General features: G+C 71.5%; 24 protein-coding genes and 1 riboswitch. Of the genes, 10 read left to right on the forward strand and 14 right to left on the reverse strand.

What is annotated here, in order from left to right:
• Nucleotides 1-98 precede the first annotated feature (98 nt).
• The 4 genes from B0675_RS32635 to B0675_RS32650 form a co-directional block, all read right to left on the reverse strand.
• Nucleotides 99-860, reverse strand: a complete 762-nt coding sequence (locus tag B0675_RS32635; RefSeq protein WP_081223209.1) for an SDR family oxidoreductase — start codon at nt 858-860, stop codon at nt 99-101.
• A 17-nt stretch (nt 861-877) separates the two neighbouring features.
• On the reverse strand, nt 878-1639 hold the full coding sequence (gene fabG / locus B0675_RS32640; RefSeq protein WP_081223210.1) for a 3-oxoacyl-ACP reductase FabG: 762 nt from the start codon (nt 1637-1639) through the stop codon (nt 878-880).
• Nucleotides 1640-1843: 204 nt separating this feature from the next.
• Nucleotides 1844-2227, reverse strand: coding sequence for a DUF3037 domain-containing protein (locus tag B0675_RS32645; RefSeq protein ID WP_081223211.1), 384 nt, complete (start codon nt 2225-2227; stop codon nt 1844-1846).
• Nucleotides 2224-3006 carry a HipA family kinase gene (locus tag B0675_RS32650; protein ID WP_081223212.1) on the reverse strand — a complete coding sequence of 261 codons (783 nt, stop codon included), beginning with the start codon at nt 3004-3006 and terminating at the stop codon, nt 2224-2226. The genes B0675_RS32645 and B0675_RS32650 overlap by 4 nt, the downstream gene beginning before the upstream one ends.
• Before the next feature lie 210 nt (nt 3007-3216).
• Between B0675_RS32650 and B0675_RS32655 the strand changes: the two genes are divergently transcribed.
• Nucleotides 3217-3687, forward strand: coding sequence for a Rieske (2Fe-2S) protein (locus B0675_RS32655; RefSeq protein WP_081223213.1), 471 nt, complete (start codon nt 3217-3219; stop codon nt 3685-3687).
• Nucleotides 3688-3699: 12 nt separating this feature from the next.
• Here the strand turns inward: B0675_RS32655 and B0675_RS32660 are convergent, their stop codons facing one another.
• The gene (locus B0675_RS32660) at nt 3700-4338 is read right to left on the reverse strand and encodes a cysteine hydrolase (RefSeq protein ID WP_081223214.1); all 639 of its coding nucleotides are present in this window, start codon (nt 4336-4338) and stop codon (nt 3700-3702) included.
• 145 nt (nt 4339-4483) lie between these two features.
• Between B0675_RS32660 and B0675_RS32665 the strand changes: the two genes are divergently transcribed.
• The gene (locus B0675_RS32665) at nt 4484-4951 is read left to right on the forward strand and encodes a pyridoxamine 5'-phosphate oxidase family protein (RefSeq protein ID WP_081223215.1); all 468 of its coding nucleotides are present in this window, start codon (nt 4484-4486) and stop codon (nt 4949-4951) included.
• Between the two features lie 21 nt (nt 4952-4972).
• Here the strand turns inward: B0675_RS32665 and B0675_RS32670 are convergent, their stop codons facing one another.
• Nucleotides 4973-5875 carry a LysR family transcriptional regulator gene (locus B0675_RS32670; protein ID WP_081223216.1) on the reverse strand — a complete coding sequence of 301 codons (903 nt, stop codon included), beginning with the start codon at nt 5873-5875 and terminating at the stop codon, nt 4973-4975.
• A 74-nt stretch (nt 5876-5949) separates the two neighbouring features.
• Between B0675_RS32670 and B0675_RS32675 the strand changes: the two genes are divergently transcribed.
• Nucleotides 5950-6885, forward strand: a complete 936-nt coding sequence (locus B0675_RS32675) for a DMT family transporter (RefSeq protein ID WP_107482958.1) — start codon at nt 5950-5952, stop codon at nt 6883-6885.
• 68 nt (nt 6886-6953) lie between these two features.
• On the opposite strand, the gene B0675_RS32680 is transcribed toward B0675_RS32675, so the two are convergent.
• A complete protein-coding gene (locus B0675_RS32680; RefSeq protein ID WP_081223218.1) occupies nt 6954-8285 on the reverse strand; it encodes an aminotransferase class I/II-fold pyridoxal phosphate-dependent enzyme in 1332 nt (443 codons plus the stop codon).
• 35 nt (nt 8286-8320) lie between these two features.
• Between B0675_RS32680 and B0675_RS32685 the strand changes: the two genes are divergently transcribed.
• The gene (locus B0675_RS32685) at nt 8321-9007 is read left to right on the forward strand and encodes a pyridoxamine 5'-phosphate oxidase family protein (protein WP_081223219.1); all 687 of its coding nucleotides are present in this window, start codon (nt 8321-8323) and stop codon (nt 9005-9007) included.
• Between the two features lie 98 nt (nt 9008-9105).
• Here the strand turns inward: B0675_RS32685 and B0675_RS32690 are convergent, their stop codons facing one another.
• The 3 genes from B0675_RS32690 to B0675_RS32700 form a co-directional block, all read right to left on the reverse strand.
• On the reverse strand, nt 9106-10083 hold the full coding sequence (locus B0675_RS32690; RefSeq protein WP_107482894.1) for an EamA family transporter: 978 nt from the start codon (nt 10081-10083) through the stop codon (nt 9106-9108).
• 202 nt (nt 10084-10285) lie between these two features.
• Complete coding sequence (locus B0675_RS32695; RefSeq protein WP_081223220.1) at nt 10286-11296, reverse strand: EamA family transporter; 1011 nt, start codon at nt 11294-11296, stop codon at nt 10286-10288.
• Between the two features lie 46 nt (nt 11297-11342).
• Nucleotides 11343-11873, reverse strand: a complete 531-nt coding sequence (locus B0675_RS32700; RefSeq protein ID WP_081223221.1) for a Clp protease N-terminal domain-containing protein — start codon at nt 11871-11873, stop codon at nt 11343-11345.
• Nucleotides 11874-12147: 274 nt separating this feature from the next.
• Here B0675_RS32700 and B0675_RS32705 point away from each other — a divergent pair, with 274 nt between their 5' ends.
• On the forward strand, nt 12148-12576 hold the full coding sequence (locus tag B0675_RS32705) for an SRPBCC family protein (RefSeq protein ID WP_081223222.1): 429 nt from the start codon (nt 12148-12150) through the stop codon (nt 12574-12576).
• A gap of 108 nt (nt 12577-12684) precedes the next feature.
• Here B0675_RS32705 and B0675_RS32710 read toward each other — a convergent pair whose 3' ends face one another.
• Entirely contained in the window at nt 12685-13338 is a 654-nt protein-coding gene (locus B0675_RS32710; RefSeq protein WP_081223223.1) for a PadR family transcriptional regulator, read from the reverse strand.
• A gap of 424 nt (nt 13339-13762) precedes the next feature.
• Here B0675_RS32710 and B0675_RS32715 point away from each other — a divergent pair, with 424 nt between their 5' ends.
• Nucleotides 13763-14182, forward strand: a complete 420-nt coding sequence (locus B0675_RS32715) for a hypothetical protein (RefSeq protein WP_179165485.1) — start codon at nt 13763-13765, stop codon at nt 14180-14182.
• Between the two features lie 296 nt (nt 14183-14478).
• Nucleotides 14479-15288: a PhzF family phenazine biosynthesis protein gene (locus tag B0675_RS32720; protein ID WP_081223224.1), complete on the forward strand. Its 810-nt coding sequence runs from the start codon at nt 14479-14481 to the stop codon at nt 15286-15288.
• Nucleotides 15289-15385: 97 nt separating this feature from the next.
• On the opposite strand, the gene B0675_RS32725 is transcribed toward B0675_RS32720, so the two are convergent.
• A complete protein-coding gene (locus B0675_RS32725) occupies nt 15386-16186 on the reverse strand; it encodes a CPBP family intramembrane glutamic endopeptidase (RefSeq protein ID WP_081223225.1) in 801 nt (266 codons plus the stop codon).
• 187 nt (nt 16187-16373) lie between these two features.
• Here B0675_RS32725 and B0675_RS32730 point away from each other — a divergent pair, with 187 nt between their 5' ends.
• The gene (locus B0675_RS32730) at nt 16374-18143 is read left to right on the forward strand and encodes a substrate-binding domain-containing protein (protein WP_081223226.1); all 1770 of its coding nucleotides are present in this window, start codon (nt 16374-16376) and stop codon (nt 18141-18143) included.
• A gap of 37 nt (nt 18144-18180) precedes the next feature.
• On the opposite strand, the gene B0675_RS32735 is transcribed toward B0675_RS32730, so the two are convergent.
• The gene (locus B0675_RS32735) at nt 18181-19698 is read right to left on the reverse strand and encodes a glutamate-cysteine ligase family protein (RefSeq protein WP_081223227.1); all 1518 of its coding nucleotides are present in this window, start codon (nt 19696-19698) and stop codon (nt 18181-18183) included.
• Between the two features lie 544 nt (nt 19699-20242).
• Between B0675_RS32735 and B0675_RS32740 the strand changes: the two genes are divergently transcribed.
• Both B0675_RS32740 and B0675_RS32745 read left to right on the forward strand, forming a co-directional pair.
• Entirely contained in the window at nt 20243-20836 is a 594-nt protein-coding gene (locus B0675_RS32740) for a hypothetical protein (RefSeq protein WP_081223228.1), read from the forward strand.
• 377 nt (nt 20837-21213) lie between these two features.
• Nucleotides 21214-21420 carry a DUF5999 family protein gene (locus B0675_RS32745; RefSeq protein ID WP_081223229.1) on the forward strand — a complete coding sequence of 69 codons (207 nt, stop codon included), beginning with the start codon at nt 21214-21216 and terminating at the stop codon, nt 21418-21420.
• A 135-nt stretch (nt 21421-21555) separates the two neighbouring features.
• On the opposite strand, the gene gcvP is transcribed toward B0675_RS32745, so the two are convergent.
• Nucleotides 21556-24441: an aminomethyl-transferring glycine dehydrogenase gene (gene gcvP, locus B0675_RS32750; RefSeq protein WP_081223230.1), complete on the reverse strand. Its 2886-nt coding sequence runs from the start codon at nt 24439-24441 to the stop codon at nt 21556-21558.
• 177 nt (nt 24442-24618) lie between these two features.
• Nucleotides 24619-24714: riboswitch (glycine riboswitch) on the reverse strand.
• Between the last annotated feature and the right edge of the window lie 111 nt (nt 24715-24825).

Below are 24825 nucleotides of genomic sequence, written 5' to 3' on the forward strand. Positions count from 1 at the left end.
CACCCACGCTGTCGACTCCCCACAACACAAGGGCCGGTGGTCCCCCATGGTGCGGGAGGCCACCGGCCCTGGCTCGGGGAACGTTCCCCGAGGGTGTCTCAGGCGACGCCGGCGTTCAGGAAGAGACCGCCGTCGACCACGAGCGTCTGACCGGTGACCCAGTCCGACTGCTGCGACGTGAGGAAGGCGGCTGCCCCGCCGATGTCGGTGGGCACGCCGAGCCGGTTGAGCGGGTAGGCCGCGGCGGCCTCCGCCTCACGGCCCTCGTACAGTGCGGCCGCAAACTTCGTCTTCACGACGGCGGGCGCGATCGCGTTGACGCGGACCTTCGGCGCGAACTCGTGTGCCAGCTGCACGGTGAGGTTGATCATCGCGGCCTTGCTGATGCCGTACGCGCCGATGAAGGGCGAGGGCGCGAGGCCGGCGACGGAGGCGATGTTGACGATGGCGCCGCCGTTCTCGCTCTGCCACGCCTTCCAGGTCTGCTGGGCGAAGCCGAGCGCGGAGACGACGTTGGTCTCGAAGACCTTGCGCGCCACGTTGAGGTCGAGCTCGGCGATCGGGCCGAACACGGGGTTCGTACCGGCGTTGTTGACCAGGTAGTCGACGCGGCCGAAGGCCTCCATGGTGCGTTCGACGGCGACGGCCTGGTGGGCCTCGTCGTGCGCCTTGCCGGCGACGCCGATGACACGGTCGGCGCCGAGTGTCTCGACGGCCTCCTTGAGGGCGTCCTCGTTGCGGCCGGTGATGCAGACCCGGTCACCGCGGGCGACCAGGGCCTCCGCGACGCCGTAGCCGATACCGCGGCTCGCGCCCGTGATGAGCGCGACCTTGCCCGAGAGTTCGGGAAGAGTGGTCATGTCGGTTTCCCCCGGCCTCAGTTGAGCGGTCCGCCGGCCACGTACAGCACCTGGCCGGAGACGAATCCGGCGGCTTCGCCGGTGAAGAACGCGATGCTGTTGGCGATGTCGTCGGGGTTGCCGACGCGCTGCACGGGGATCTGGGTGGCGGCCGCGGCCTGGAAGTCGTCGAAGTCCATGCCGACGCGGGCGGCGGTGGCGGCGGTCATGTCGGTGACGATGAAGCCGGGCGCGACGGCGTTCGCGGTGACGCCGAACTTGCCGAGCTCGATGGCGAGGGTCTTGGTGAAGCCCTGCAGACCGGCCTTGGCCGTGGAGTAGTTGGCCTGGCCGCGGTTGCCCAGCGCCGACGAGGACGACAGGTTCACGATCCGGCCGAACTTGGCCTCCACCATGTACTTCTGCACGGCCTTCGCCATCAGGAAGGCACCGCGCAGGTGCACGTTCATGACGGTGTCCCAGTCGGTCGCGCTCATCTTGAACAGCAGGTTGTCGCGCAGGACGCCCGCGTTGTTGACCAGGATGGTCGGCGCGCCGAGCTCCTCGGCGATGCGGGCGACGGCGGCCTCGACCTGGGCCTCGTCGGAGACGTCGCAGCCGACCGCGAGGGCCTTGCCGCCGGCGGCGGTGATCTTCTCCACGGTGTCCTTGCACGCGGCCTCGTCGAGGTCGATCACCGCGACGGCGCGGCCCTCGGCGGCCAGACGTACGGCGGTCGCGGCGCCGATGCCGCGCGCGGCACCGGTGACTACGGCGACGCGCTGCTCAGTGGTGGACATTGCTGGTTCTCCTCGCCCTTGGAAAAGCCGGCCCAAGCCCGGCCAAGCTGTCTCGACAACCTTGCGGCGCCTTCGGGAGCCCCGAAGGACCTGCGGCTCACACGGTACGCCCGTCCGGTGAGCGACCGCTTAGTACCTTCAGCAGACGTGACGCTAGAAGCCCTGGCACCCGGTGTCAACGGCACACCGCGCGCATGTGATCCATTACCTGACCAGCAGCTGGAGCAACCGCTCGGTCTCGGCCTCCGGATCGGCGGTCAGGCCGGTGTGCACGGGGCCCGGCTGGACGACCGTGGAGCGGGGTGCGATCAGCCAGCGGAAACGCCGCCCGGCATCGTCCCCCGCCGCCTGACCGGCGGCTTTCCCTCCGGCGCAGACCCCTTCGACGGCCCGCAGCGCGGCCCGCACACCCGCGACGTCCGCGCCCGGGTCGAGCGCGAGCAGTTTGCCCTCGTCCAGATGGGTCCGGGCGGCGACGAAGGTCCGGGCGCGGCAGTACACCAGCACACCCGCGTTGAAGCACTCGCCGCGTTCGACACGCGGCACCACCCGCAGCAGCGCGTACTCGAAGACGTCCCGCTCGCTCACTTGTCCCCCTCGGTGCCGTGGATGCCGTCGGCGCCCTTGATCCGCCGGTGGATGACGCCGGCCCGGGCCAGCAGCGGTCGCGCGTAGGCGCGGCGCAGCGCGTCGGCCGACTCGAAGCCCGGTTCGTCCGCCAGCCAGGCGTCGGGGATCTGGGCGGTGACCTCGGCGAGCAGGTCCTCGGTGATCAGCGGGGCCAGCTCGGCGGCCGCGGCGGCGATGTCCGGGCGGAAGGGCGCGAGAGCGTGGTCGGCGATGTCGTACGGCTTGGCCGCGGAGGTCTCCGCTCCGGGCCAGTGGTGGTGCCAGATCATCGTGGCGCCGTGGTCGATGAGCCACAGCTCGCCGTGCCACATCAGCAGGTTGGGGTTGCGCCAGGACCGGTCGACGTTGTTGACCAGGGCGTCGAACCAGACGATCCGGCCGGCCTCCTCGGGTCCGACCTCGAAGGCCAGCGGGTCGAAGCCGAGGGCGCGCGAGAGGAAGTCCATCCCGAGGTTCGGTCCGCCGCTCGACTTCAGCAGTTCCTGGACCTCCTGGTCGGGTTCGCCGAGGCCGAGGACCGGGTCGAGGCCGATGGTCACGAGGCCGGGCACCCGCAGTCCGAGCCGGCGCGCCAGCTCACCGCACACGACCTCCGCGACGAGCGTCTTGCGCCCCTGGCCGGCGCCGGTGAACTTCATGACGTACGTCCCGAGGTCGTCGGCCTCGACGAGTCCCGGCAGCGATCCGCCCTCACGCAACGGCGTGATGTACCGGGTGGCGTTGACTTCCTTGAGCATCGCCCCAGGTTACTGGGGCGTTCACGTCCGGCGGACGCAGCCCGCGGCCTCGCCGGAACCGGTTGCCCGGACCGCGGCGCCCCATCGGGACGGCCGCTCCTGTCGACCGGCTGTCGATCCGGTCAAGAAGTCCTCATGCCCTGAACAGGGCGGACGGCCCGACCGTACTTCTGATCAGAACCATCTCCGTCCGTCGAAGGGAACGTCAGCATGACCAGCGAATCGCTTCACCCCGTGCCGGGACCGGCACGGCGCACCGTCGTGGCGGCGGTCGGCGCGGCGGGACTCGCCGTGGCGCTGACCGCGTGCGGTGCGGACGACAAGGCGTCCGACAGTGTGGGCTCCGGCGACGGCGGGAGCGGCGGCAAGAGTTCGGGCGGCGGGGCAGGCGGCGGCACGGAACTGGCGAAGACCACGGACATCCCGGAGGGCGGCGGCAAGGTCTTCGCCGACCAGGGAGTCGTCGTGACCCAGCCCGCGGCCGGTACCTTCAAGGCCTTCTCGTCGAAGTGCACGCACCAGGGCTGCGCGGTCAAGGGGATCGCGAACGGCGTGATCACCTGCCCCTGCCACGGCAGCCAGTTCTCGGCCACCGACGGCAGCGTGAAGAAGGGACCCGCGACCAGCGCCCTGGCCGCCGCGAACATCACCGTCGAGGGCGAATCGATCAAACTCGCGTGAGCGTGCGGGGCGTCATCGCCGGGGCCCCTTGAAGCACGCGAGCACGTCGTCGGTCGTCGTGATGGTGGCGACCAGCGCGAGGGTGTTCCGGATCATCGCGGGGGTGTACTCGGCGGGTACCCCCGCGATGGCGTCCGACGGCACGACGACGGTGTAGCCGCGGTTCACGGCGTCGAACACGGCGTTGGGGACCGCGATATTGGCCGAGACGCCGGTCACCACGAGGGTGCGGCAGCCGAGATTGCGCAGCAGTGGATCGACGTCGGTGCCCGCGATCGGCGACAGTCCGTGCAGGCGGCGGACGACGAAGTCCTCCTCGGCGACCTCGATGGGCGGTGCGACCCGCACCGCCGTGGTGCCGGTCAGCTGCTGCACGGGCAGGCGTTCGGCCGCGCGGAACAGCCGGGCGTTGCGGTTCGCGCCGCGGCCGTCCGGGCGTCGTTCGGCGACGGCGTGCACGACCTGCACACCGTTCTCGTGCGCCGCGTCGACCAGGCGGGCCACCCGGGCCAGCACTCCGGAGGAGCGTGCCTCCTTGGCGAGTTCGGGTAGCGCGCTGTCCTGGCCCACGACACCCTGTTGGCACTCGATGGTGAGCAGGACCGTGCCGGCGGGGTCGAGGAGTTCACTGAGGTGCTCGGACGACGGCATGGCTCTCCTTGTCGTCGTGGGTCGGGGCGGGCGAGCGTAACGACCATTGCGTGAGGACGGAAGACACCTCATGCTTTTCTGACGGAACGTCAGAGACCCCGGTCCGCAGGGAGCGGGGCCCACAGACACAGGACGAGGGGACCGCATGGCCGTCACTCAGCGCCGAGGCCGGAAGATCATGATGACTCCCGGTGAACTGGACGAGTTCCTCACGACCCAGCGCACCTGCCGCGTCGCGTCCGTGTCGAAGGACGGCGTCCCGCACGTCAGCGCTCTCTGGTTCACCTGGGACGGCACCTCGCTGTGGCTCTACTCGGTGGTGCGCAGCAAGCGCTGGGTGCAGCTGCGCAACGATCCGCGCGTCGCCGTCGTGATCGACTCGGGTGAGGAGTACGGGGAGTTGCGCGGTGTCGAGCTGTCCGGCACCGTCGAGTTCGTGGGCGAGTTCCCGCGGACCGGGGAGCTGTGCGCCGAACTCGACGTCCCCGAGACCCTGTTCGCCCGGAAGAACTTCGGGCTGGAGGAGATGCCGCACGACGGCCGGCACGCCTGGATGCGGCTGACCCCGGACGCCATCGCCTCGTGGGACTTCCGCAAGCTGCCCCCGATGTAGCCGAACCGCCGCACCGACGGCTCACTTGACCGCCTCGCCCGCTCTGCGCAGGGCGTCCACCGCCGCCCTGATCGACGGCCTCCGGTCGGCGTCGGCCCGCCACACCACGTAGACGTGCCGACGCACCCGCTGGCGGACGGGGACCGTGACGACACCCTCGGGCATCGGATGGCGTCCGAGGAGGGGGGCCACGCACACGCCGAGGCCGGCGGCGACCAGCCCGAGCTGGGTGTGCGTCTCCGCGGCACGGTGTCCGACGTGCGGTTCGACGCCCTTGGAGCGCAGGGTGAACATCAGCCACTCGTGGCAGAACTCGCCCTCGTTCCAGGTGATCCACTCGTCGTCCGCGAACTCCCCCAGGTCCACCTCGTCCCTGCCCGCGAGCCGGTGCCCGGCGGGCATCGCCACATCGGCGGGGTCGTCGAGGATCGACGCCTTCACCAGGCCGTCGGGCAGCGGCATCGGCTTGTTGTACCAGTCGAGCACCACCGCGAGGTCGAGGTCACCGCGGACCACTCCCGCGACCCCGGCCTCCGGCTCCAACTCGCTGGAGCGCACCCGCAGTCCCGGGTGGTCGGCCCGCAGCGCGGCGAGCGCGGCCGGGAACAGTCCGCGCGCCGCCGTCGGGAACGCCGACAGCCGCAGCTCGCCCACCACCTGCCCGCGATGCGCCTCCAGGTCCGACCGCGCCAGCTCGACCTGGGACAGGATCCGCGCCGCGTGCTCGGCGAGCAGCCGTCCCGCGTCGGTGAGGCGCACCCCCCGGCCGTTCTTGGCGAGCAGTTGCTGGCCCACCTCGCGCTCCAGCTTGGACATCTGCTGCGAGACGGCCGATGTCGTCACGTGCAGCCCCTCGGCCGCCGCGCTCACCGAGCCGTGCCGCGCGAGGGCGTCAAGGGTGCGCAGGCGCTCGAGATTCAACATGTAAGCGATGCTACGAGATACCGCTCGAAATTTCTCGCTTGTGCTACGACATCGCGGTGCCGCATCGTGGCCTCATGACCACCGTCGCCACGCCCCGCACCGCATCGCCGACCGGCGCCCCGGCCCGCCCCCGTACCGCCCTGGACTGGCGGATCCGGTTCGGTGTCCTGTCCCTGGTCTGGGGGTTCAGCTTCCTGCTCATCAAGGTCGGCACGGACGGCTACGCGCCCTTCCAGGTCACCTTCGGCCGGCTGCTGTTCGGGACGGCGGTGCTGGTGGCCGCGATGGCGGTGAAGCGGGAGCGGCTGCCGCGCGGGGCGCGCACCTGGGGCCATCTCACGGTCGCCGCCCTGCTGCTGAACGCGCTGCCGTTCTCCCTGTTCGCCTACTCCGAGCTGACCATCCCGTCCACGCTCGCCGGCATCTGCAACGCGACGTCACCGCTGTGGGGCATGGCGCTCTCCCTGGTCGCCCTCTCCGAGGACCGGCCCACCCGGCGCAGGGTCGCCGGCCTCGGCATCGGCTTCCTCGGCGTCCTGACCGTCCTCGGCGTCTGGCAGGGCTTCCACGGTCTCGACGCCACCGGCACCGCGATGGCCCTGCTCGCCTCGCTCAGCTACCCGGTCGGCTGGATCTACGTCCGCCGCACCCTGGCCGGCACCGGCGCCTCGCACCTGTCCATGACCGGCGCCCAGTTGCTCCTGGCGACCGTACAACTCGCCGTCGTCACACCGCTGTTCACTTCGCTGCCGAGCCGATTCCCGGTGGTTCCCTTGCTCGCGATCGTCGCTCTGGGCGCACTCGGCACCGGCTTCGCGATCTTCCTGCAGTACGGCATCGTCGCCGAGGTCGGCCCGACGACGGCGCAGATGGTCACGTACTTCATCCCGGTCATCGCCACCGCCGCCGGTGTCGCGATCCTCGGCGAGTCGCTGGCCTGGTCGACCCCGGTCGGCGCGGTGATCGTCCTGGCGGGCGCGGCCCTGACCCAGGCGAAGCCGCGCCGCTGATCCCGGGGCGTCCGGTGCGTCCAGGGCGCCAACCTCAGGCACCCCGGCGTCGACGTGGCCCGCGCATCTCAGACGTAGCGGCGGGCGGGACCGGGACCCACGGCCGCGGCCACGGCGTCCGCGAGCGGTTCCATGTCGTCGAACCCGAGGGGAGAGACGGTGATCCGGATGCCGGGCGGCGCGCTCATCCGGAACCGGGCGCCGGGGGCGACCGCCCAGCCGGCGTGCAACAGACGGGCGACGGCGCCGGTCTCGTCCGGGACGGGGATCCAGACGTTCATGCCGCTCCGCCCGTGCGCCGCGACGCCACGCGCCTCCAGGGCGGAGATCAGGGCGTCGCGGCGCTTTCCGTAGGCGTCCGACACGGCGACCACGTCCACCGCGCCGGAGGTCCACAGATGGACCACGGCCTTCTGCAGCAGCCGGCTCACCCAGCCGGGGCCGAGCCGCTGCCGGCCGTGCACGCGGTCGACCGTGACGGCGTCCCCGGTGAGCACGGCGAGCCGCAGGTCGGGCCCGTAGGCCTTCGCGGCGGAGCGCACGAACGCCCAGTGGCGGGTGACCCCGGCGAGTGGATGCAGGGGCACATCGACGATCCGGTGACCGTGGTCGTCCTCGACGAGCAGGGTCTCGGGGTACTCGGCGAGCACGGAGCGCAGGGCACGCGCGCGTGCGGCGGTCACCGCGGCGCCGGTGGGGTTCTGCGCCCGGTCGGTGACGATCAGGGCCCGCGCCCCGCCGGCCAGCGCGCGCCGTACGTCGTCGGGCAGCGGGCCCTCGTCGTCGACACCGACCCCGACCGTCCGCAGGCCGAGGACCGGAGCGAGGTCGAACACACTGCCCCAGCCGGGGTCCTCGACCGCCACCGCGTCGCCGGGCTTGAGGTGCGCGGCCAGGACCCGCTCGATGGCGTCGAGCGATCCGGAGGTCACGACCACGGGGCCCTCGGGCACCCCGTCCGCGTCGAGGTCGGCGCGGGCGATCCGCCCCAACTCCGGCTCCACGGCGTCCTCCCCGTACTGCACGGGGTGCAGGTCGGACTCCCGGCCCGCCACGGCGAAGGCTGAGGCGAGGCCGGGCAGCAGCGCCCGGTCGGGGTTGCCGTGGGCGAGGTCCCGAACGCCCTCGGGGACCTCCACCCGGAGGTACTCCCGTCCCGTGGTGACCGGCTTCGACCGCACCCGGCTGCCCCGCCGGCCCGCGGTCTCGATCACCCCGCGTTCCCGCAGCGTGCGATAGGCGGCCGCGACCGTATTGGGATTGACCCCGAGCCGCTCCGCCAACTCCCTCATCGGCGGGAGCAGTTGCCCCGGCTCCAGCTCCCCCGACCCCACCGCGCGCTCGACACTGGCAGCGATGTCGGCTGCGCGGCGCCCTTCGATCCGATACTCTCCTAGCACAAACAAGATTATGCACCAGTGCAATGGAGAAGGCAATGCCGGAGACGAGCACCCAGCCGAGGACGACGCAGTCCGCTGCCTACACCCCGACCGACCGCACCGTCCCGACCCGCTCCAAGGAGCGTGCCGCGTACGACCACGAGATGGTGCACGCGATACTCGACGAGGGATACGTCTGCCACCTCGGCTTCGTCCGCGACGGCGCCCCGGTCGTGCTGCCGACGCTGTACGCGCGGGCCGGTGAGCGTCTCTACGTCCACGGTTCCACCGGGTCCCGCCCGCTGCGGATGACCGGCCAGGCCGATCCCGGTCTGGCCGTGTGCCTCACCGTGACGCACGTGGACGGACTCGTCCTCGCCCGCTCCGCCTTCCACCACTCGATCAACTACCGCTCCGTGGTGGTGCACGGCATCGCCCACCAGGTGACGGACCCCGAGGAGAAGCGCCTGGCCCTGGACGCGCTGGTCGACCACGTCGTCGCCGGACGCTCGGCCGACTCCCGGCCCGCGAACGCCAAGGAACTCGCGGCCACCGCCGTGATCAGCCTCGACCTGAACGAGGTCTCCGCCAAGCTGCGCACCGGCGGTCCGAACGACGACGAGGAGGACCTCGGGCTTCCGTACTGGACCGGCGTGATCCCCGTGACCAGGGGACACGGCACCCCCGTCCCGGCGGACGACCTGGCCCCGGGCATCGAGCTGCCTGACTACCTGGCCGGCTGACGGCTCACCGGTCGCGCATCACCCGCCGCCGGCGCGGCCGGACCATGGAGCCGGGTGGCGGTGCGGGCCGGTCGGCCCCCACCACCACCCCGACGTCCTCACACGAGCGCCGCCTCCGGCTCCGCCGTCGAACGCCGGTCGGCCCCCGCGGCGCGCGCCTCCGCCACCGCGAGTCCCCCGACCGAGCCGAGCATGACGAGCGTGCCGACCACGGTCGGCAGGGTCAGCCGCTCGCCGAGCAGGCAGACGGCGAGCACCGCCGCGCTGACCGGTTCCAGCAGCATGATCACGGACACCGTCGCCGAGCGGACGACGGCGGCACCCGCGAAGAAGAGGGCGTAGGCCAGCGCCGTGGGAACCGCTGCGATGTACGCGAGCAGGACCAGCGTCCGGACCGGGTGCGCGGTGTGCGGCGTCAGTCCCTCGGCGAGCGCGAAGGGCAGCAGGCACACGGTGGTGACGGCGAACGCCCCCACCGTCGTGGCGGACCCGTCGGCCCGGCCGTCGCGACCCCACCAGCGGGTGAGCAGCGTCATCGCCGAGTATCCGGCCGCCGAGAGCAGGGCGAGCAGGACGCCCCAGGGCCGTACGGTCGCGCCCTCACCCCCCAGGACCAGCACCCCGAGCCCGGCGAGCGCCCCGACGACGGCCGCGCTCCCGCCACGCCCGAGCCGCTCCCCCATGGTGACCCGCGCGCCGAGCGCGATGAGCACCGGCCCCGCGCCCAGCGTGACGACGGTCGCCACCGCGAGCCCGGTCGCCTCGACAGCGGCGAAGTAGGCGGTCTGGAAGACCGCGAGGCCGATCCCCGTGAGACCGATCCGCAGCGCCCTGCCGCCGAGCGGCTCCCTGATGACGGGACGGACCGGGCGCCGCCCCGGCCGCACCCGCGCGGCGAGCAGCAGGGCGAGCCCGCCCGCGCAACGCCAGAAGGAGAGGGCGACCGGCCCCATGTCACCGGCCCGGTAGACCAATGACGCGGCCGCGCCCGCGGTGCCCCAGGCGGCACCGGCGACGATCAGAAAGAGCAGACCTCGCCCGATGGGCAGGCCGGAAGAAGTGTTCGCGTTCGACACGTGTTCTCTCCGCAGTTCCGCAGAAGTTCGGGAAGGGACCACGTCGCCGTCCCGGCCGTGGCGGCAGGGACGTACGGAAAGGTCCTCGGGCTTCTTCTGCGGGCAGCGCCGTTCCGCCCGGCGCGGGCCGGGCGGGTCTTCGGTACGCCCGCCTCAGGCGGCCGGAGGCGGAAGAACGAGCGTCGCTGGCATGATCCGCAGCCTAGACGGCGGTTCCGTGGGCCGACAACTCCCTTTCGGCGTCGCCCGGCCCACCGGCCACCGGTCCGTCGGAGGGCTTCGCCGGAGCCGACGACTGCGCGATGAAGGCGCCGAGCAGGACGACCGCTCCGCCGACGATCTGCGGAGCCGAGAGATGCTCGCCGAGCAGCACCCAGGCGAGGACGGTGGCGATCACCGCTTCGAGGCAGGCGACCACGCCCGCGACCTGCGGGGAGAGCCTGCGCACCGAGAGCACCCCGGTGACGTAGGCGACGACGGTGGCGATCAGCACGATCCAGCCGAGGAGCAGCGAGGCGAGGACGGACGTGCCGTTCATGTCCGCGCTGCCGCCGAGGACGGACCAGTCCATCGTCCACGGGCGGGCGACGGCGGTCAGCACGACCGTGCCGACGAGCAGCCCGTACGCGATGACACCGAGCGGTTCGGGTGCCTCGTCGCCGGCGTCGCCGCCCTGGTCGGACAGCACGAAGTAGCCGACCTGGCAGCAGGCGGCGCCGAGCGCGAGCAGGAGCCCCAGGAGGTCGAAGCTCAGCCCCGACCACACCTCGACCACGCAGGCCAGTCCGCCGGCGGCGAGGACGACGCCGAGCGCGGCGGCACGGGTGACGGGCCTGCGCTGCACGAACCGCACCCAGCCGAGGACCAGAGCGGGAGCGAGGTACTCCACGAGCAGGGCGACACCCACGGGGATACGGGAGATGGCGGCGAAGTAGCAGGCCTGGACACCGGCCACGCCGAGGAGCCCGAAGCCGGCGAGCAGCGCGGGACGGCGCCTGACCAGCGCCCGGTGCCGGACCGCCCACGGCAGCATGACCAGCGCCGCGCCCGCGACCCTCAGCCACACGACGTGGAGTGGGTCGAGCCCCGCCTCGATCAGCGGCTTGGCCGCGACACCCGATCCGCCGAAGGCGACCGCCGACACGAGCGCGAGCCCCAGCCCCACCCCTCTGCCACCACTGCCCTGACTCCCCTGAGACGTATGCACGGGCACATGATGACAGGCGATGACATGACCGTCATCCCCGATGACACCTGTCTCAACGACTGGACTCCGTCGCCGCCCCTTCCGGCAGCACCGGGACGTCGACCCCGGCGTGCGCGAGGACCTCGACCGCCCTCGACCGGGGATCGGCGACGAGCGCGGCGAGCAGGTCGAGGCCTCGGGCGCGTTCGTCCCCGCGCACCAGGGCACTCTCCTGCGCCCGCTCCATCGCGCCGGCCGCCGCGGGCGACCAGCCCGCCTCGGTGACGACCGGGACGGCGCCGGAATCCTCGACGGTGCCCTGCCAGCGCAGCCCGTAACCGATGCTGCGCTGCACGAGGTAGCCGAGGAGCCGGGCGAGCTGTGCTCCCCCGTCGAACGCGGCGCGCACCTCGGGGTCGGACTCCAGCAGCGAGTGCAGCAGATGAGCCGTGTCGATCTGCCGGTCGCCGTCCCGCAGCGCCCGTCTTCGCGCACCGGAGACCACCGAGGCCAGCTCCGCGCTGAGACCGGCATCGTTGTCAGGAAGGCTCGGGCCGCTCGCGGCGGCGGACTGCTGGGGGATGAGGGACGACACATCTCCCACCTCATCAGCCCCGCGGAGCCGGGGCATCCCCGGCGGGCAGCATCTTGGCGTCCGACACAGGGTGGGCAACCCGGTGCGGATTCTCCTCCCTGCGGATGACTTCGCGCCGATTCTCCCCGAGGGGGCGCGCCGCCTTGCCCCCTCGCTCCGCGCCCCTCCGCCACGTCCCGCGATTCTGACGGTTCATCAGTATTGAATGTTGCCGGGCCTGCGGCTACGTTCCGCGACACCGGAGCTGCGCCGGGCGCAGCCGCCGACACGAAGGGGTGGTCGCATGGCCGAAGTCAGCGCGGAAGCACGCATCGAGGCGCCCGCCGAGAAGATCTGGGACCGGCTCACGGACTGGCCGGGATACGGGGAGTGGAACGCGACGCACACGAACTTCCCGAACGGCGGACCCGAGAAGTTCGAAGTGGGCGGCACCTTCGCGGAGAACATGAAGCTCATGGGCTTCCCGGCCGAGGTCATCTGGACGATCGAGGAACTGGAGCCCGGCCGCGTCCTGGCCATCCGCGGCAAGGGCCCGATGGCGGTGAACGTCACCACCCGCTACACGCTCACCCCCGAACGGGACGCCACGTCGGTGCGGATCGACGGCGAGTTCACGGGTGCCGCGGTCTCCCTCATGGCCGGCAAACTCAAGGACTCGGCGACGGCCGCGCTCGACGAGTCGTTGCGCAAGCTGTCCGGACTGGTGGCCTGAGTCCCGCGCGGTTCCGCCTCGCGCACGGCGGGATCCGGCACCCCGTAAGCGGAAAGGCGCCCCGCGGAAACACTTCCACGGGGCGCCGGCAGGTACCACAGCATGCCGTCAGTCCTCGTCGGCGAGGATCAGGTACAGCTTCTTGCGGGCTTCGTTGATGACCTTCAGCGCCTTCTCGCGCTGATCCTTGCTGCCGGTCTTCCAGACCTGGCCGAAGGCCTCCATGAGGCCGAATCCGGCCTGCCGGATCTCGTGCAGCGTTTCCCAGTCGACCCCGCGCCCGGCCTCTTCCCAGGGCGCGTCGGGTCCCTCGTCGGCCGCGGTGCGGCCGGACTCGGTGAGCGAGAACAGCTTCTTGCCGCCCTCCGCCTCACTGGTGATCAGGCCCTCGTCCTCCAGCAGTTGGAGGGTCGGGTACACCGAACCCGGGCTGGGCTTCCACGCCCCGCCGCTGCGCTCGGCGATCTCCTGGATCATCTCGTAACCGTGCATGGGCCGGTCCTTGAGCAGAGCGAGGATCGACGCGCGCACGTCGCCGCGCCGCGCCCTCCCCCGCGGTCCGCCCCGACCGCCACGCCCGCCCCAGGGGCCGGCGCCGAAGCCCGGTCCACCGAAGCCGGGGCCACCGGGTCCGCCCGGCCCGAAGGGCCCGAAAGCCCCGCGTCGCCCCTCGAAGCCGCCCCGACCTCGATGGCCGGGTCCGCCGTGGTGTCCATGTCCGTGTTCGTGCTCGTATCCGAAGTCTTCTCCACGGGAACGCATCGCAATCACTCCATTCCATCGTTGATCGGTCGCGATGCGTCAACGATATATCGGAACCACTCGGAAGACAACCCCGCACCGAGCGGACCGTGTCCGACCTCCACCCCGACCGTCGACCGTCGACCCGGCCCGCCACACACCGCCCCGGCCCGGACGTCCGCCTCGGGCACTGTCGGAGGCTCCGCATACGGTGAGCCGGGGGAACGGATGCGACGCACCAACCGCCCCGATCGCCCGCCCCGGCGCCAGGGCGATCCGCTTGAGCCCCTGCTCGGGCCGCACCCGACCGCCCCTGATCACACCTCGCGGCCCGGCAGGAGTCGACCAGGGGGCCGTGGCCAGACCTCGACCACCTGGCGGACAGGGGGCGGGCGATGACGGTTCGTCGTCGCGCGTGTCGGTGGGACCCCGTAGCCTCGCTCGCATGCCACGCCGTGCGAACCAGCCCCGTCGGCTCGTCGCCGACGGGCGCGTGTATCTGTGGGGGCTGCGCCACAGCCACCGGCCGGATCCCGGCGGACGTCCGGTCGACTGCCGCGAGGTCCTCACCTTGACCCCGCAGCCGTCCGGCACCGGCGGCGTGCTGCGTGTCGTGTTCACCGAGGGGCCCGGCAGGTACATCCCGGGAGGGGCACCGCTGGGCTCCGGGGACGTCGGCTTCACCCGGGGCGCCGACCTGAACCTGCACGAGCCGGGAGCGGTCCGGGCCCTGTTGGACGTGGCTCTGGCCCGCGGGTGGCGCCCCGAGGAGCGGCGGTCGGTGGAGATCGACGGCTGGTCGCTGCTGGACGCGGCGGCCGCGGCGCGCGCACGCGACGCCGGTACCGCCGTCACGGAGTCCTAGCGGGATCCGCTCAGCCACACCGTCATTCCCCGCGCCGGCCGCGCGGCCACCGGCCCTCGCCGCGACCACCCGGTCTCCCCGTCGGCGCGACGGCGTCCCGGCCCCGGCTCGCGGCTCGCGGCTCGCGGCTCGCGGCTCGCGGCTCGCGGCTCGCGGCTCGCGGCTCGCGCGAGCTTCGCCGTCTTCCTTCTGCCGGGCGGGTGTTCACGGGACGCGGTCACCGCCGCGCCGTCTTGGGTCCAGCCGCACCGGATTGGCCTTGGCCCGCCGCCTCGCACGGCGGCTAGCTTCGGACCATGCGCATTCGTATCGTCGACGCCTTCACCGACCGCCCCTTCGCCGGCAACCCGGCCGGGGTCCTCCTCCTCGACTCGTTCCCGGACGACGCCTGGCTCCAGAACGTGGCCGTGGAGGTGAACCACGCGGAGACGGCGTTCACCCACCCGCTCCCCGCCGGCGGTGAGGCCGACTGGGCGCTGCGCTGGTTCACCCCCACCACCGAGGTCGCCCTGTGCGGGCACGCGACGCTCGCCGCCGCGCACGTCCTGCACACGACGGGCGCGCATCGGGGTCCGGTGCGGTTCACCACGCGCAGCGGCGTTCTCGTCGCGACCCCCGGCGACGACGGCTCGATCACGCTGGACTTCCCGACCGCTCCGCTCACCCCGGTGGCAGCCCCGAACGGCGTCGCCGAGGCCCTCGGCGCCGAACCGCTGGCCACCTTCGACACCGGCCCCAACACCGGGGACCTGCTCATCGAGGTCACCGACGAGAGGACGGTGCTCGGACTCGCCCCGGACCACAAGGCGCTGGCCCGCTACTCGAAGCGGGGCATCATCACGACCGCTCGCGCCGAGGACCCCTCCCGGGGCTACGACTTCGTCTCGCGCTGCTTCTTCCCCAACGTGGGCATCGACGAGGACCCGGTGACCGGCAGCGCGCACACCGCCCTCGCCCCCTTCTGGTCCGAGCGCCTCGGCCGGACCACTCTGACGGGACTGCAGGCCTCACCCCGTTCCGGCCTGGTCCGCACGGAACTGCGCGGCGAGCGCACCCTCCTCACCGGGCAAGCGGTCACCGTCGTCGACGGCGAGCTGCTGGCGTGACGCCGCCCGGGACGTGGGGCCGGCCGCACCCCGCGTCCCGGCATGCGAAGGGGCGTACGCCGATGCCGTACGCCCCTTCGTGGTCCGCTTCCCGCGCTCATGCCGTCGGGAGCCACCCCACCTTGCCTGCGAGCAGGGCGTACCCGACGAACGCGCCGATGTCGAGCAGCGAGTGCGCCACCACGAGCGGCCCGACCCGGCCCCAACGCCGGTACAGGTAGACGAAGACGACGCCCATCGCCATGTTGCCGACGAACCCGCCGATGCCCTGATAGAGGTGGTACGAGCCGCGCAGCACCGCGCTCGCCACCAGGGCCGTCCCCGGCGTCCAGCCCAACTGTCCGAGCCGGCGCAGCAGGTAGCCGACGACGATGACCTCCTCCAGTACGGCGTTCTGCACCGCCGAGAGGATCAGCACCGGGAACTTCCACCAGACGTCGGGCAACGCCTCCGGCACCACCGTGAGGTTGGCGCCGAACGCGCGGGCCCCGAGATAGAAGGCGATCCCCGTACTGCCGATCACGGCCGCGACGAGGGCACCCCGCCCGAGGTCCGGCCCCGGCCGCGTACGGTCGAAGCCGATCACGCGCAGGCCCTTGCCCTCGCGCATCAGCAGGTGCGCGACGAGCGCGACCGGCACCAGAGCGGACGCGATACCGAAGAGCTGCCAGGCCAGATCGAGCCACGGACGCCCCGGTGCGGCCGAGGCGTTGAGCGTGGCCGCCTGATCCTTCAAGCCCCCTGGTTTGGTGACCGATCCGACAAAGCTGATCAGGGCGGACACTCCGCTCGCACCGAGCGACAGCGCCAGGACGAGCAGCGTCTCATCCCGGAAAATCCGTCGTGTCAGCCCCGCTTCGGGAAAAGAATCGGCCACCGAGCCCGCCTCCACCTGCACTCCCGCCTCCAGTTGAGTAATCGCGCCTCATCCCCATCTTCGCCCCGCTAGGGTCTCGAAAGAAGTTACGAAGATCGTGCGCGACAGGCCGTTGGGGGACACGGGCTCCGTACGGGGTGTACTTCCCCCTTTGCCTGTTTTACGGCTGTCCCACGGCTCAGGCTCACCTCGGAGGGACCACACCGTCATGGGACGTCACAGCTTGCCCGACGAGCGCCGGGCGGGCACCGCCGACCCCCGGATCCGCGCACGCCGCCGCACGGTGGCTGTCGCGACCGTGCTCGTCCTCACCGTCGCCGGCGGCACGGCCGTCGCGGTCCGCGGCGGTCTGTTCTCCTTCGGCGGCTCCTGCAAGGACGACGCCGTGCAGCTCGCGGTGGCCGCATCGCCGGACATCACGCCCGCCCTCACGGCCGCCGCGGCGTACGCACGCGAGAAGAACATCACCTCGGACGGCCGCTGCCTCGACGTCCGGGTGACCGCTCGCGAGTCCTACAAGGTCACCGACTCGCTCCAGACCGGCAAGCCGACCGGCATTCAGGTCTGGGTGCCCGACTCGGGGCTGTGGGTGGAGCGCGTCACCGGGGCCACCACCGCGACCCAGGTCACCGGCGCCGGCAACATTGCCTCCACCCCCGTGGGCGTCGCCATGGTCCCGGCGGCCGCGAAAACGCTCGGCTGGCCCGAGAAGACCTACGCGTGGACCGAACTGGTCGGCGCGACGATGCAGGACGACAAGCTCAAGCTGGGCGCGGCCGACCCGACCCGCAGCTCGACGGGTCTGCTCGCCCTCACCCGGATCAGCGCGGCCGCGTCCCGCGTCAAGGGTGGTGACACCCAGGCCGCCGCCATGGCCAAGGCCCTCTCGCAGCGCACCTCGGACAGCGACACCCAGGTCCTCGACACACTCCCCCGCGACGACTCCGGCACCGAGCGGGGCAACCCGAAGCGGAACCAGGCACTGATCCTCTCCGAGCAGGCGGCGTTCGCGCACAACGCCTCGGACGAGGGCGGGCAGGACCTCGACCTGTTCTACCCGAAGGACGGCACTCCGCTGCTCGACTACCCCTACACCCTGGTCGACGAGGCAGGGCAGAGCACCGACGAGAGCCGCGCCGCCCTGCGGTTCATGACTCTGCTGGGAGAACCCGCACCACAGAGGATCCTGCGGAAGTACGGCTTCCGAACGGACGCGCAGAGCCCGTCCAGGGCGCTGGTCACCGCGGCCGGCGGCAGCTCCCCGCAGCCGTACACCCGGACCGCCACGGAACCCGAGTCGCCCTCCGCGGTCAAGGAAGCCCTCGGCATGTGGACGATCACCGTGCAGAGCGCCCGGATCACCACGGTCGTCGACGCCTCCGCGTCCATGAGCGAACCGGTGGCCGGGACCGACCAGTCCCGCATGGACGTCACCAAGTCGTCCCTGCTCCAGGCCCTCGCCACCTTCACGCCCGAGGACGAGATCGGGCTGTGGAAGTTCTCCACGAAGCTCGACGGCGACAAGGACTACCGCGTGCTCGTGCCCACCGCCCGGCTCGGCGACTCGAAGGGCGCGGGAACCCAGCGCGAGAAACTGTCGGCCGCGTTCAGCTCCCTGGAGCCGGTCCCCGACGGGGCCACCGGCCTGTACGACACCACGCTCGCCGCGTACAAGGCGGCCGTCGCGTCCTACGCGAAGGGCAAGTTCAACGCGCTCGTCGTCCTGACGGACGGCGCCAACCAGGACCCGGGCAGCATCTCCCGCTCCAACCTCGTCGCCGAGTTGCAGAAGCTGACCGACCCGGAGCACCCGGTGCCGCTGATCGCGATCGCGGTGGGTCCCGACGCCGACAAGGAGGAGGTCGACCAGATCGCCAGGGCGACCGGTGGATCGGGTCAGCAGGTCAACGACCCGGCACAGATCCACGCCGTGATGCTCAAGGCGATCGTGGCGGCCGGCTCCGGCATCACCGGCTGAGCCCCCGGCAGCACGGGCCGACCGCCACCCCGTCACCTCACGCCAGCGGAGCCGGCTCCGGCAGCCCGACCGGCCAGGTGTGCACCGGGTCCCCGAGGTGCATGAGTTCGCCGTAGCGCCTGGTCGTCGCGGCCAGGGCGGCATCCCGTCCGAGGCCCTTCTCCAGTGCCCGGTGGAAGGTGGCGGCCTGCCAGGTCGCGCCGTTCGTGCGCAGCCGGCAGCGGTCCTCGATCACACCCAGGTACAGGTCCCGGTCGGCGGGTTCGATGCCCCACGCGTCCAGTCCGGCGGCTGCCAGCGGGAGCAGTTCGTCGCTGATCAGCTGCGCGGCGTCCACCTGGACGGTGCCGCTGTGGCGTCCGCGCCGCGGCCACTCCAGGCGCGCCTCGATGCCGTGCTTGCAGGCCGCGTCGAAGTTGGCGGCGGCGGCCTCGAAGGGAAGCCGCGTCCACACCGGCCGGGACTCCTCGGCCAGCGCGCGCACCAGCCCGTAGTAGAACGCGGCGTTGGCGACGACGTCGGTGACGGTCGGACCGGCGGGCAGCACCCGGTTCTCGACCCGCAGATGCGGAACGCCGTCGGCGATGTCGTACACGGGCCGGTTCCACCGGTACACCGTTCCGTTGTGCAGCACGAGTTCGGCGAGTTTCGGCACTCCGCCGGCGTTCAGCACCTCCAGCGGGTCCTCGTCGTCGCAGATGGGCAGCAGCGGCGGGAAGAACCGCAGGTTCTCCTCGAAGAGGTCGTAGGCGGAGGTGACCCAGCGTTCGCCGAACCACGTCCGGGGCCGGACGCCCTGTTCCATCAGTTCGGGCGGGCGGGTGTCGGTGGACTGCTGGAAGAGCGGGGGCCGCGACTCCCGCCACAGCTCGTGGCCGAACAGGAAGGGCGAGTTGGCGCCGACGGCGACCTGCGGGGCGGCGACGACCTGCGCCGCGTTCCACACGTCCGCGAAGCGGCCCGGGGTGACCTGGAGGTGCAACTGCACGGAGGTGCAGGCGGCTTCGGGCGCGATGGATCCCGAGCGGCACACGAGGCGTTCCACCCCGTCGATGTCGAGCACGAAGTCCTCGCCGCGCGCCGCGACGATCTGGTCGTTGAGCAGCGCGTACCGGTCGACGTCCGACAGGTTCGCGGAGACCAGGTCGTCCTGTCCGAGCGTCGGCAGGATGCCGATCATCACGATTCCCGCGTCGACCTCGCTCGCCTTTCGATGGGCGTACGCGAGCGAGGTGCGCAACTCCTCGGCTAGCCGGTCGAATACCCGGCCGTCCAAGCGGTGTGGGGCTATGTTGACTTCCAGGTTGAACATGGCGAGTTCTGTCTGGAAATCCTTGCTCGCAATCCGCTCCAGTACTTCGGCATTCATCATGCGCGGCATGCCGTCGGGCCCCGCGAGATTCAATTCGATCTCCAGGCCCATCAGGTTCTTCGGCCGGTCGAACCTCTTCTCCTCCAGCAGCCTCTCCAGCACCGTCAGACACTGCCGGAGCTTGTCGCGGTGGCGCTGTCGGTCGCTCAGGTCGAACGGCCCTGCAACGACCTTCTCCCCCATCGCGATGTCCTTCCTCGACTGGGCAGGCCGACGATCCGGCGGCCTTGGTGTCCCGGGTACGGAGGATGATGCCCCGGCAACGCGATCCATAACGTCCCGCGCGCGCCCTTCGGCCGCTACGCTGGGGTCCGATTCCGCGGGCACATTCACGAGGCATGCGGCAATAAGCAAGTTTACGGGCGGCGTGATCTCGTGAAAAACGCCGACGAGTATCGGCCGACCGCTCCGGTGAAATATTCCGAGGTCACCGCGATGCGGCCCCGCAGAACCGGGATGAAGCGCGCGTTTTCGCGACCGAATAGTGCCTTGTTCTTCATATTCGGGACGACTAGCCGAAACACTGTATGAACACGTGTCGTATAAACTCCGCTACCGAGGCAGAGAGTTTGCGCTCGCGGTCCTAGGTCCTGTCGTCACGGTGACGACGACAGGCGGCATTCCTGCCGGCGGATCCAGACCCCACGCCCCTCTGACCCGAGAGCTGACAGCGCCGTCCGCCCCCTCCCTCGCGCCACTGTGCCTGTCGAACGAGAGGCGACCCACCATGCCGCTGCACGTACCTCCGGCTCCCGCGCCCGCCCTGCGCACCGTCCTCACGGCACTCGGTTCTCCCACCGCCGTCCGCGAAGCCCGAACGCCCTCCCTGCGCCTGGCGCAGGGACCGATCACGCCCGAACTCCCGTTGCCCGTCCATGTCCTGGACCGCATCACGCCCGCCGGCGCGTCCACCACCCGGCTCGCGGGGTGGCGGTTCCTGCTCCGCAGCGGGGACCGCGCGGTGGCGGCCGCCGACACCATGCTCACGCCGGACGGCTGGGCCTTCTCGCGCTTCTTCGAGGGGCCCTACATCGCCGCCACGGAACACGCCCTGCGGCAGGCGGAAGCCATGCACCAGCCCTACCAGGCACGCCTGTTGTCCGTACCCGAGCTGTACATGCTGACCCTCTGGCTGCACGGCGACGTCACTGCTGACGGCGCCGACGGCCATCCGGCCGCCACCGACCTCCTCGTCCCCCTGGCACCCGCCCCTCCCGGCATCGCCGCGCACCGCCCGCACCGCGTCGCCGAACTCCTCCCGGTACTCACCCACCGGGTCACCCCCGTCACTCCCGGACCGTTGCTCGGCTCACCCGCCTGACCCGACGACCACCGTGCCCCGCGGCCGACGACCGGCCGCGGGGCACAGCGCTGTCACCACCCCGGACCACCGGCCCGCTCATCGGGGCTCCACAGCGCTCGTACGAGGGAGGACGCCTTCCCGACCCGACCGGACTAGCCCTATTCGGTCACCTCGAACCACCCGAAGAGGTACTGCAGTTGGGATGAACCGTCCGCACGGGTGATGCGTCATCAACCTGTGAGAAGCGGTGCCGTCAAATCCCTGCGGATCGACGCCCGTGGGGCAACACTGGGTTCCAGACCACACACCAACGGGGGGCGGCCATGAGTACTTCGAGCCGCGGGACAGACACCACATCCATCACTGACCTCTCGACCCAGCGAAAGATCCCACCCATGTGCCAGCACCAGCCACCGTGCCCGTCAGCCGCGTCCGCCGACCGGGAGTCCGCCCGTCTCGTGGCGCATCACCCGGAACAGGGATGGAGCCTGCTGTGCAACGGCGTTCTCCTCTTCGAGGACACCGGTGAGCTCCTGCCGGACGGCCGGATCATCGCCCCGCACCGCCCGCTGGGCGGCGCCGCGGTGATGACCGCTGCCTGACCCGCACACCCGGGCGGCCCCCACAGGGCCGCCCAGACAGACGAGGGGCCGGCCCGGAGACGCACTCTCCGAACCGGCCCCGACGCATCTCCGCGGATGGTCACTGCGTGTGACCATCCGCGTTCGGCGTGCCGATCAGTCCTCGTAGGCGTCCAGCGGCGGGCAGGAGCAGACGAGGTTCCGGTCGCCGTAGGCCTGGTCGATCCGGCGGACCGGCGGCCAGTACTTGTCCGCTGCCGAGACACCGGCGGGGAACACGGCCTCCTCGCGGCTGTACGCGTGCTCCCAGTCACCGCCGAGCGCGGCGGCCGTGTGCGGCGCCCCCCGCAGTGGGTTGTCGTCGACGGCCCACTCGCCGGAGCCGACCTTCTCGATCTCCGCGCGGATCGCGATCATCGCGTCGCAGAACCGGTCCAGCTCGCCGAGGTCCTCGGACTCGGTCGGCTCGATCATCAGAGTGCCGGCCACCGGGAACGACATCGTCGGCGCGTGGAAGCCGTAGTCGATCAGGCGCTTGGCGATGTCGTCCACGCTGACGCCGGTCGCCTTGGTCAGCGGGCGCAGGTCGATGATGCACTCGTGCGCGACCAGTCCGCCGGGGCCTGTGTACAGCACCGGGTAGTGCGGCTCCAGGCGCTTGGCCACGTAGTTCGCGGACAGCACGGCCACCTGCGTGGCGCGCTTGAGACCCTCGCCACCCATCAGCCGGACATACGACCAGGAGATGGGCAGGATGCCCGCGGAACCCCAGGGCGCGGCGGAGATCGGACCGACGCCCGTCTCGGGGCCGGCCTCGGGCTGCAGCGGGTGGTTCGGCAGGTACGGCGCCAGGTGCGCCCGCACGCCGACCGGGCCGACGCCGGGACCGCCGCCGCCGTGCGGGATGCAGAACGTCTTGTGCAGGTTGAGGTGGGAGACGTCGCCGCCGAAGTGGCCCGGCTTGGCGAGACCCACCAGGGCGTTCAGGTTGGCGCCGTCGACGTAGACCTGGCCGCCGGCCTCGTGCACCTGGGCGCAGATGTCGGCGACGTGCTCCTCGAACACACCGTGCGTCGACGGGTAGGTGATCATCAGCACTGACAGCTCGTCGCGGTACTGCTCGATCTTGGCGCGCAGATCCTCGACGTCGATCTCGCCGTCGTCGGCCGTCTTCACGACGACGACCTTCATTCCGGCCATCACGGCGCTCGCGGCGTTGGTGCCGTGGGCGGAGGACGGGATGAGACAGATGGTGCGCTGGTCGTCGCCGTTGGCACGGTGGTAGCCGCGGACGGCCAGCAGACCGGCCAGCTCGCCCTGCGAACCGGCGTTGGGCTGCAGCGACACCTTGTCGTACCCGGTGACCTCGGCGAGCTGGTCCTCCAGCTCGTGGATGAGCGTGAGGTAGCCCTGGGCCTGCTCGGCGGGGGCGAAGGGGTGCATCTGCCCGAACTCGGGCCAGGTGACCGGCTCCATCTCCGTGGTCGCGTTGAGCTTCATCGTGCAGGAGCCCAGCGGGATCATGCCGCGGTCGAGCGCGTAGTCGCGGTCGGAGAGCCTGCGCAGGTAGCGCAGCATCGCGGTCTCGGAGCGGTGCTGGTGGAACACGGGGTGCGTGAGGTAGTCGTCGGTGCGCAGCAGCGCGGCCGGCAGTGTGTCCTGCGCGCTCGCGTCCAGCGCCTCGACATCGCCCTCGACGCCGAACGCGGTCCACACGGCGGCGAGCTGCGCGCGCGTGGTCGTCTCGTCGCAGGAGACCGACACATGGTCGGCGTCCGCCCCGTGGACGTTGACGCCGAGGTCGCGGGCGCGCTCCACGACGGCGGCGGCGCGGCCCGGGAGCCGCACGGTGAGCGTGTCGAAGTACGCGCCGTGCACGACCTCGACTCCGCCGGCGGTGAGCCCGGCGGCCAGAACCGTGGCGTAGCGGTGCGTGCGGCGCGCGATGGTCCGCAGCCCGTCGGGGCCGTGGTAGACGGCGTACATGCCGGCCATCACGGCGAGGAGCACCTGGGCCGTGCAGATGTTGCTGGTCGCCTTCTCGCGACGAATGTGCTGCTCGCGCGTCTGGAGGGCGAGGCGGTACGCCTTGTGCCCGTCGGCGTCCACGGACACGCCGACCAGGCGGCCGGGGAGACTGCGGGCGAACCTCTCGCGCACCGCCATGTAGCCGGCGTGCGGTCCGCCGAAGCCCATCGGGACACCGAAGCGCTGCGTCGTGCCGACGGCGATGTCCGCGTCGAGCTCGCCGGGCGAGGTGAGCAGCGTGAGGGCGAGCAGGTCGGCGGCGACCGTGACGACCGCGCCCAGCGCGTGCGCCTGCTCGATGAGCGGCTTGATGTCACGTACGGCACCGGAGGCACCCGGGTACTGGACCAGCACGCCGTTGATCTCGCGCCCGTCCAGGTCGGCCGGGATGCCCTCGGCGAGGTCGGCGACGACGACCTCGACGCCGGTCGGCTCGGCGCGGGTCTGGATGACCGCGATGGTCTGCGGCAGCGCGTCCGCGTCGACCAGGAAGAGGCCCCTCTTGTTCTTGCCCATCCGGCGGGACAGCGCCATCGCCTCGGCGGCGGCGGTGCCCTCGTCGAGCAGCGAGGCGCCCGAGGTGGGCAGACCGGTCAGCTCGGCGACGACGGTCTGGAAGTTCAGCAGCGCCTCGAGCCGGCCCTGCGAGATCTCCGGCTGGTACGGCGTGTACGCCGTGTACCAGGCCGGGTTCTCCATGACGTTGCGCAGGATCACCGGCGGCGTGAACGTGCCGTAGTAACCGAGACCGATCATCGAGCCGAGCACCTGGTTGCGGTCCGCGAGGGAACGCAGCTCGGCCAGCACGTCGGCCTCGGTGCGCGCGGCCGGCAGCTTCAGGGCCTCGGCGTTCTTGATCACGTCCGGCACCGCGGCGGCCGTCAGCTCGTCGAGCGAGCCGTATCCGACCTGCGCGAGCATCTTGGCCCGGGCTTCGGAGTCGGGCCCGATGTGGCGCTGCTCGAAGGGGATTCCCTGTTCGAGCTCGGAGAGCGGAATGCGAGGGGCGGTCATTGCGGAGGCCTCCTGGTCTGACGCGACCTTCGAGGGGTACCCCGGCACGGGTACCCCGACGGCCTCCCCCTCTGTCATCTCAACCTGAGAGCTTCACCGGTCCGTCCGCTGACGTCCCGGCTTTCACCGTCGGTGAGGGCGGAGGCCATCGGCACCCGCCCTGCTTTCCAGAGTGACCTCGTCCGTGCGGTACGTGAGCCTGAGAGATTCCGGGGAGGATTTGCTCCTTCGGCGCCTCCGGTGAAGTCTGGAGGACTCTCCCGCACGGGATCAGCAGCCGTTGGCCAGCCTACCAGCGGGGACAAGACACCTGCCTTCGAGTGGCCGCCCGCCCGAAAGTGCTCTTTTGTAGTGCTTACGGATGTAGTGCTTACGGATGAGTTT

The sequence above is a fragment of the Streptomyces sp. M41(2017) genome (assembly GCF_002078175.1).
GTDB lineage: Bacteria > Actinomycetota > Actinomycetes > Streptomycetales > Streptomycetaceae > Streptomyces.

What these genes read in the sequence shown, in the direction of transcription:
- B0675_RS32635 (WP_081223209.1), bottom strand. Translation starts at nt 860, where the DNA reads ATGACCACTCTTCCCGAACTCTCGGGCAAGGTCGCGCTCATCACGGGC.
- fabG (WP_081223210.1), bottom strand. Translation starts at nt 1,639, where the DNA reads ATGTCCACCACTGAGCAGCGCGTCGCCGTAGTCACCGGTGCCGCGCGC.
- B0675_RS32650 (WP_081223212.1), bottom strand. Translation starts at nt 3,006, where the DNA reads ATGCTCAAGGAAGTCAACGCCACCCGGTACATCACGCCGTTGCGTGAG.
- B0675_RS32655 (WP_081223213.1), top strand. Translation starts at nt 3,217, where the DNA reads ATGACCAGCGAATCGCTTCACCCCGTGCCGGGACCGGCACGGCGCACC.
- B0675_RS32660 (WP_081223214.1), bottom strand. Translation starts at nt 4,338, where the DNA reads ATGCCGTCGTCCGAGCACCTCAGTGAACTCCTCGACCCCGCCGGCACG.
- B0675_RS32665 (WP_081223215.1), top strand. Translation starts at nt 4,484, where the DNA reads ATGGCCGTCACTCAGCGCCGAGGCCGGAAGATCATGATGACTCCCGGT.
- B0675_RS32670 (WP_081223216.1), bottom strand. Translation starts at nt 5,875, where the DNA reads ATGTTGAATCTCGAGCGCCTGCGCACCCTTGACGCCCTCGCGCGGCAC.
- B0675_RS32675 (WP_107482958.1), top strand. Translation starts at nt 5,950, where the DNA reads ATGACCACCGTCGCCACGCCCCGCACCGCATCGCCGACCGGCGCCCCG.
- B0675_RS32685 (WP_081223219.1), top strand. Translation starts at nt 8,321, where the DNA reads ATGCCGGAGACGAGCACCCAGCCGAGGACGACGCAGTCCGCTGCCTAC.
- B0675_RS32705 (WP_081223222.1), top strand. Translation starts at nt 12,148, where the DNA reads ATGGCCGAAGTCAGCGCGGAAGCACGCATCGAGGCGCCCGCCGAGAAG.
- B0675_RS32710 (WP_081223223.1), bottom strand. Translation starts at nt 13,338, where the DNA reads ATGCGTTCCCGTGGAGAAGACTTCGGATACGAGCACGAACACGGACAT.
- B0675_RS32715 (WP_179165485.1), top strand. Translation starts at nt 13,763, where the DNA reads ATGCCACGCCGTGCGAACCAGCCCCGTCGGCTCGTCGCCGACGGGCGC.
- B0675_RS32720 (WP_081223224.1), top strand. Translation starts at nt 14,479, where the DNA reads ATGCGCATTCGTATCGTCGACGCCTTCACCGACCGCCCCTTCGCCGGC.
- B0675_RS32730 (WP_081223226.1), top strand. Translation starts at nt 16,374, where the DNA reads ATGGGACGTCACAGCTTGCCCGACGAGCGCCGGGCGGGCACCGCCGAC.
- B0675_RS32735 (WP_081223227.1), bottom strand. Translation starts at nt 19,698, where the DNA reads ATGGGGGAGAAGGTCGTTGCAGGGCCGTTCGACCTGAGCGACCGACAG.
- B0675_RS32740 (WP_081223228.1), top strand. Translation starts at nt 20,243, where the DNA reads ATGCCGCTGCACGTACCTCCGGCTCCCGCGCCCGCCCTGCGCACCGTC.
- B0675_RS32745 (WP_081223229.1), top strand. Translation starts at nt 21,214, where the DNA reads ATGTGCCAGCACCAGCCACCGTGCCCGTCAGCCGCGTCCGCCGACCGG.
- gcvP (WP_081223230.1), bottom strand. Translation starts at nt 24,441, where the DNA reads ATGACCGCCCCTCGCATTCCGCTCTCCGAGCTCGAACAGGGAATCCCC.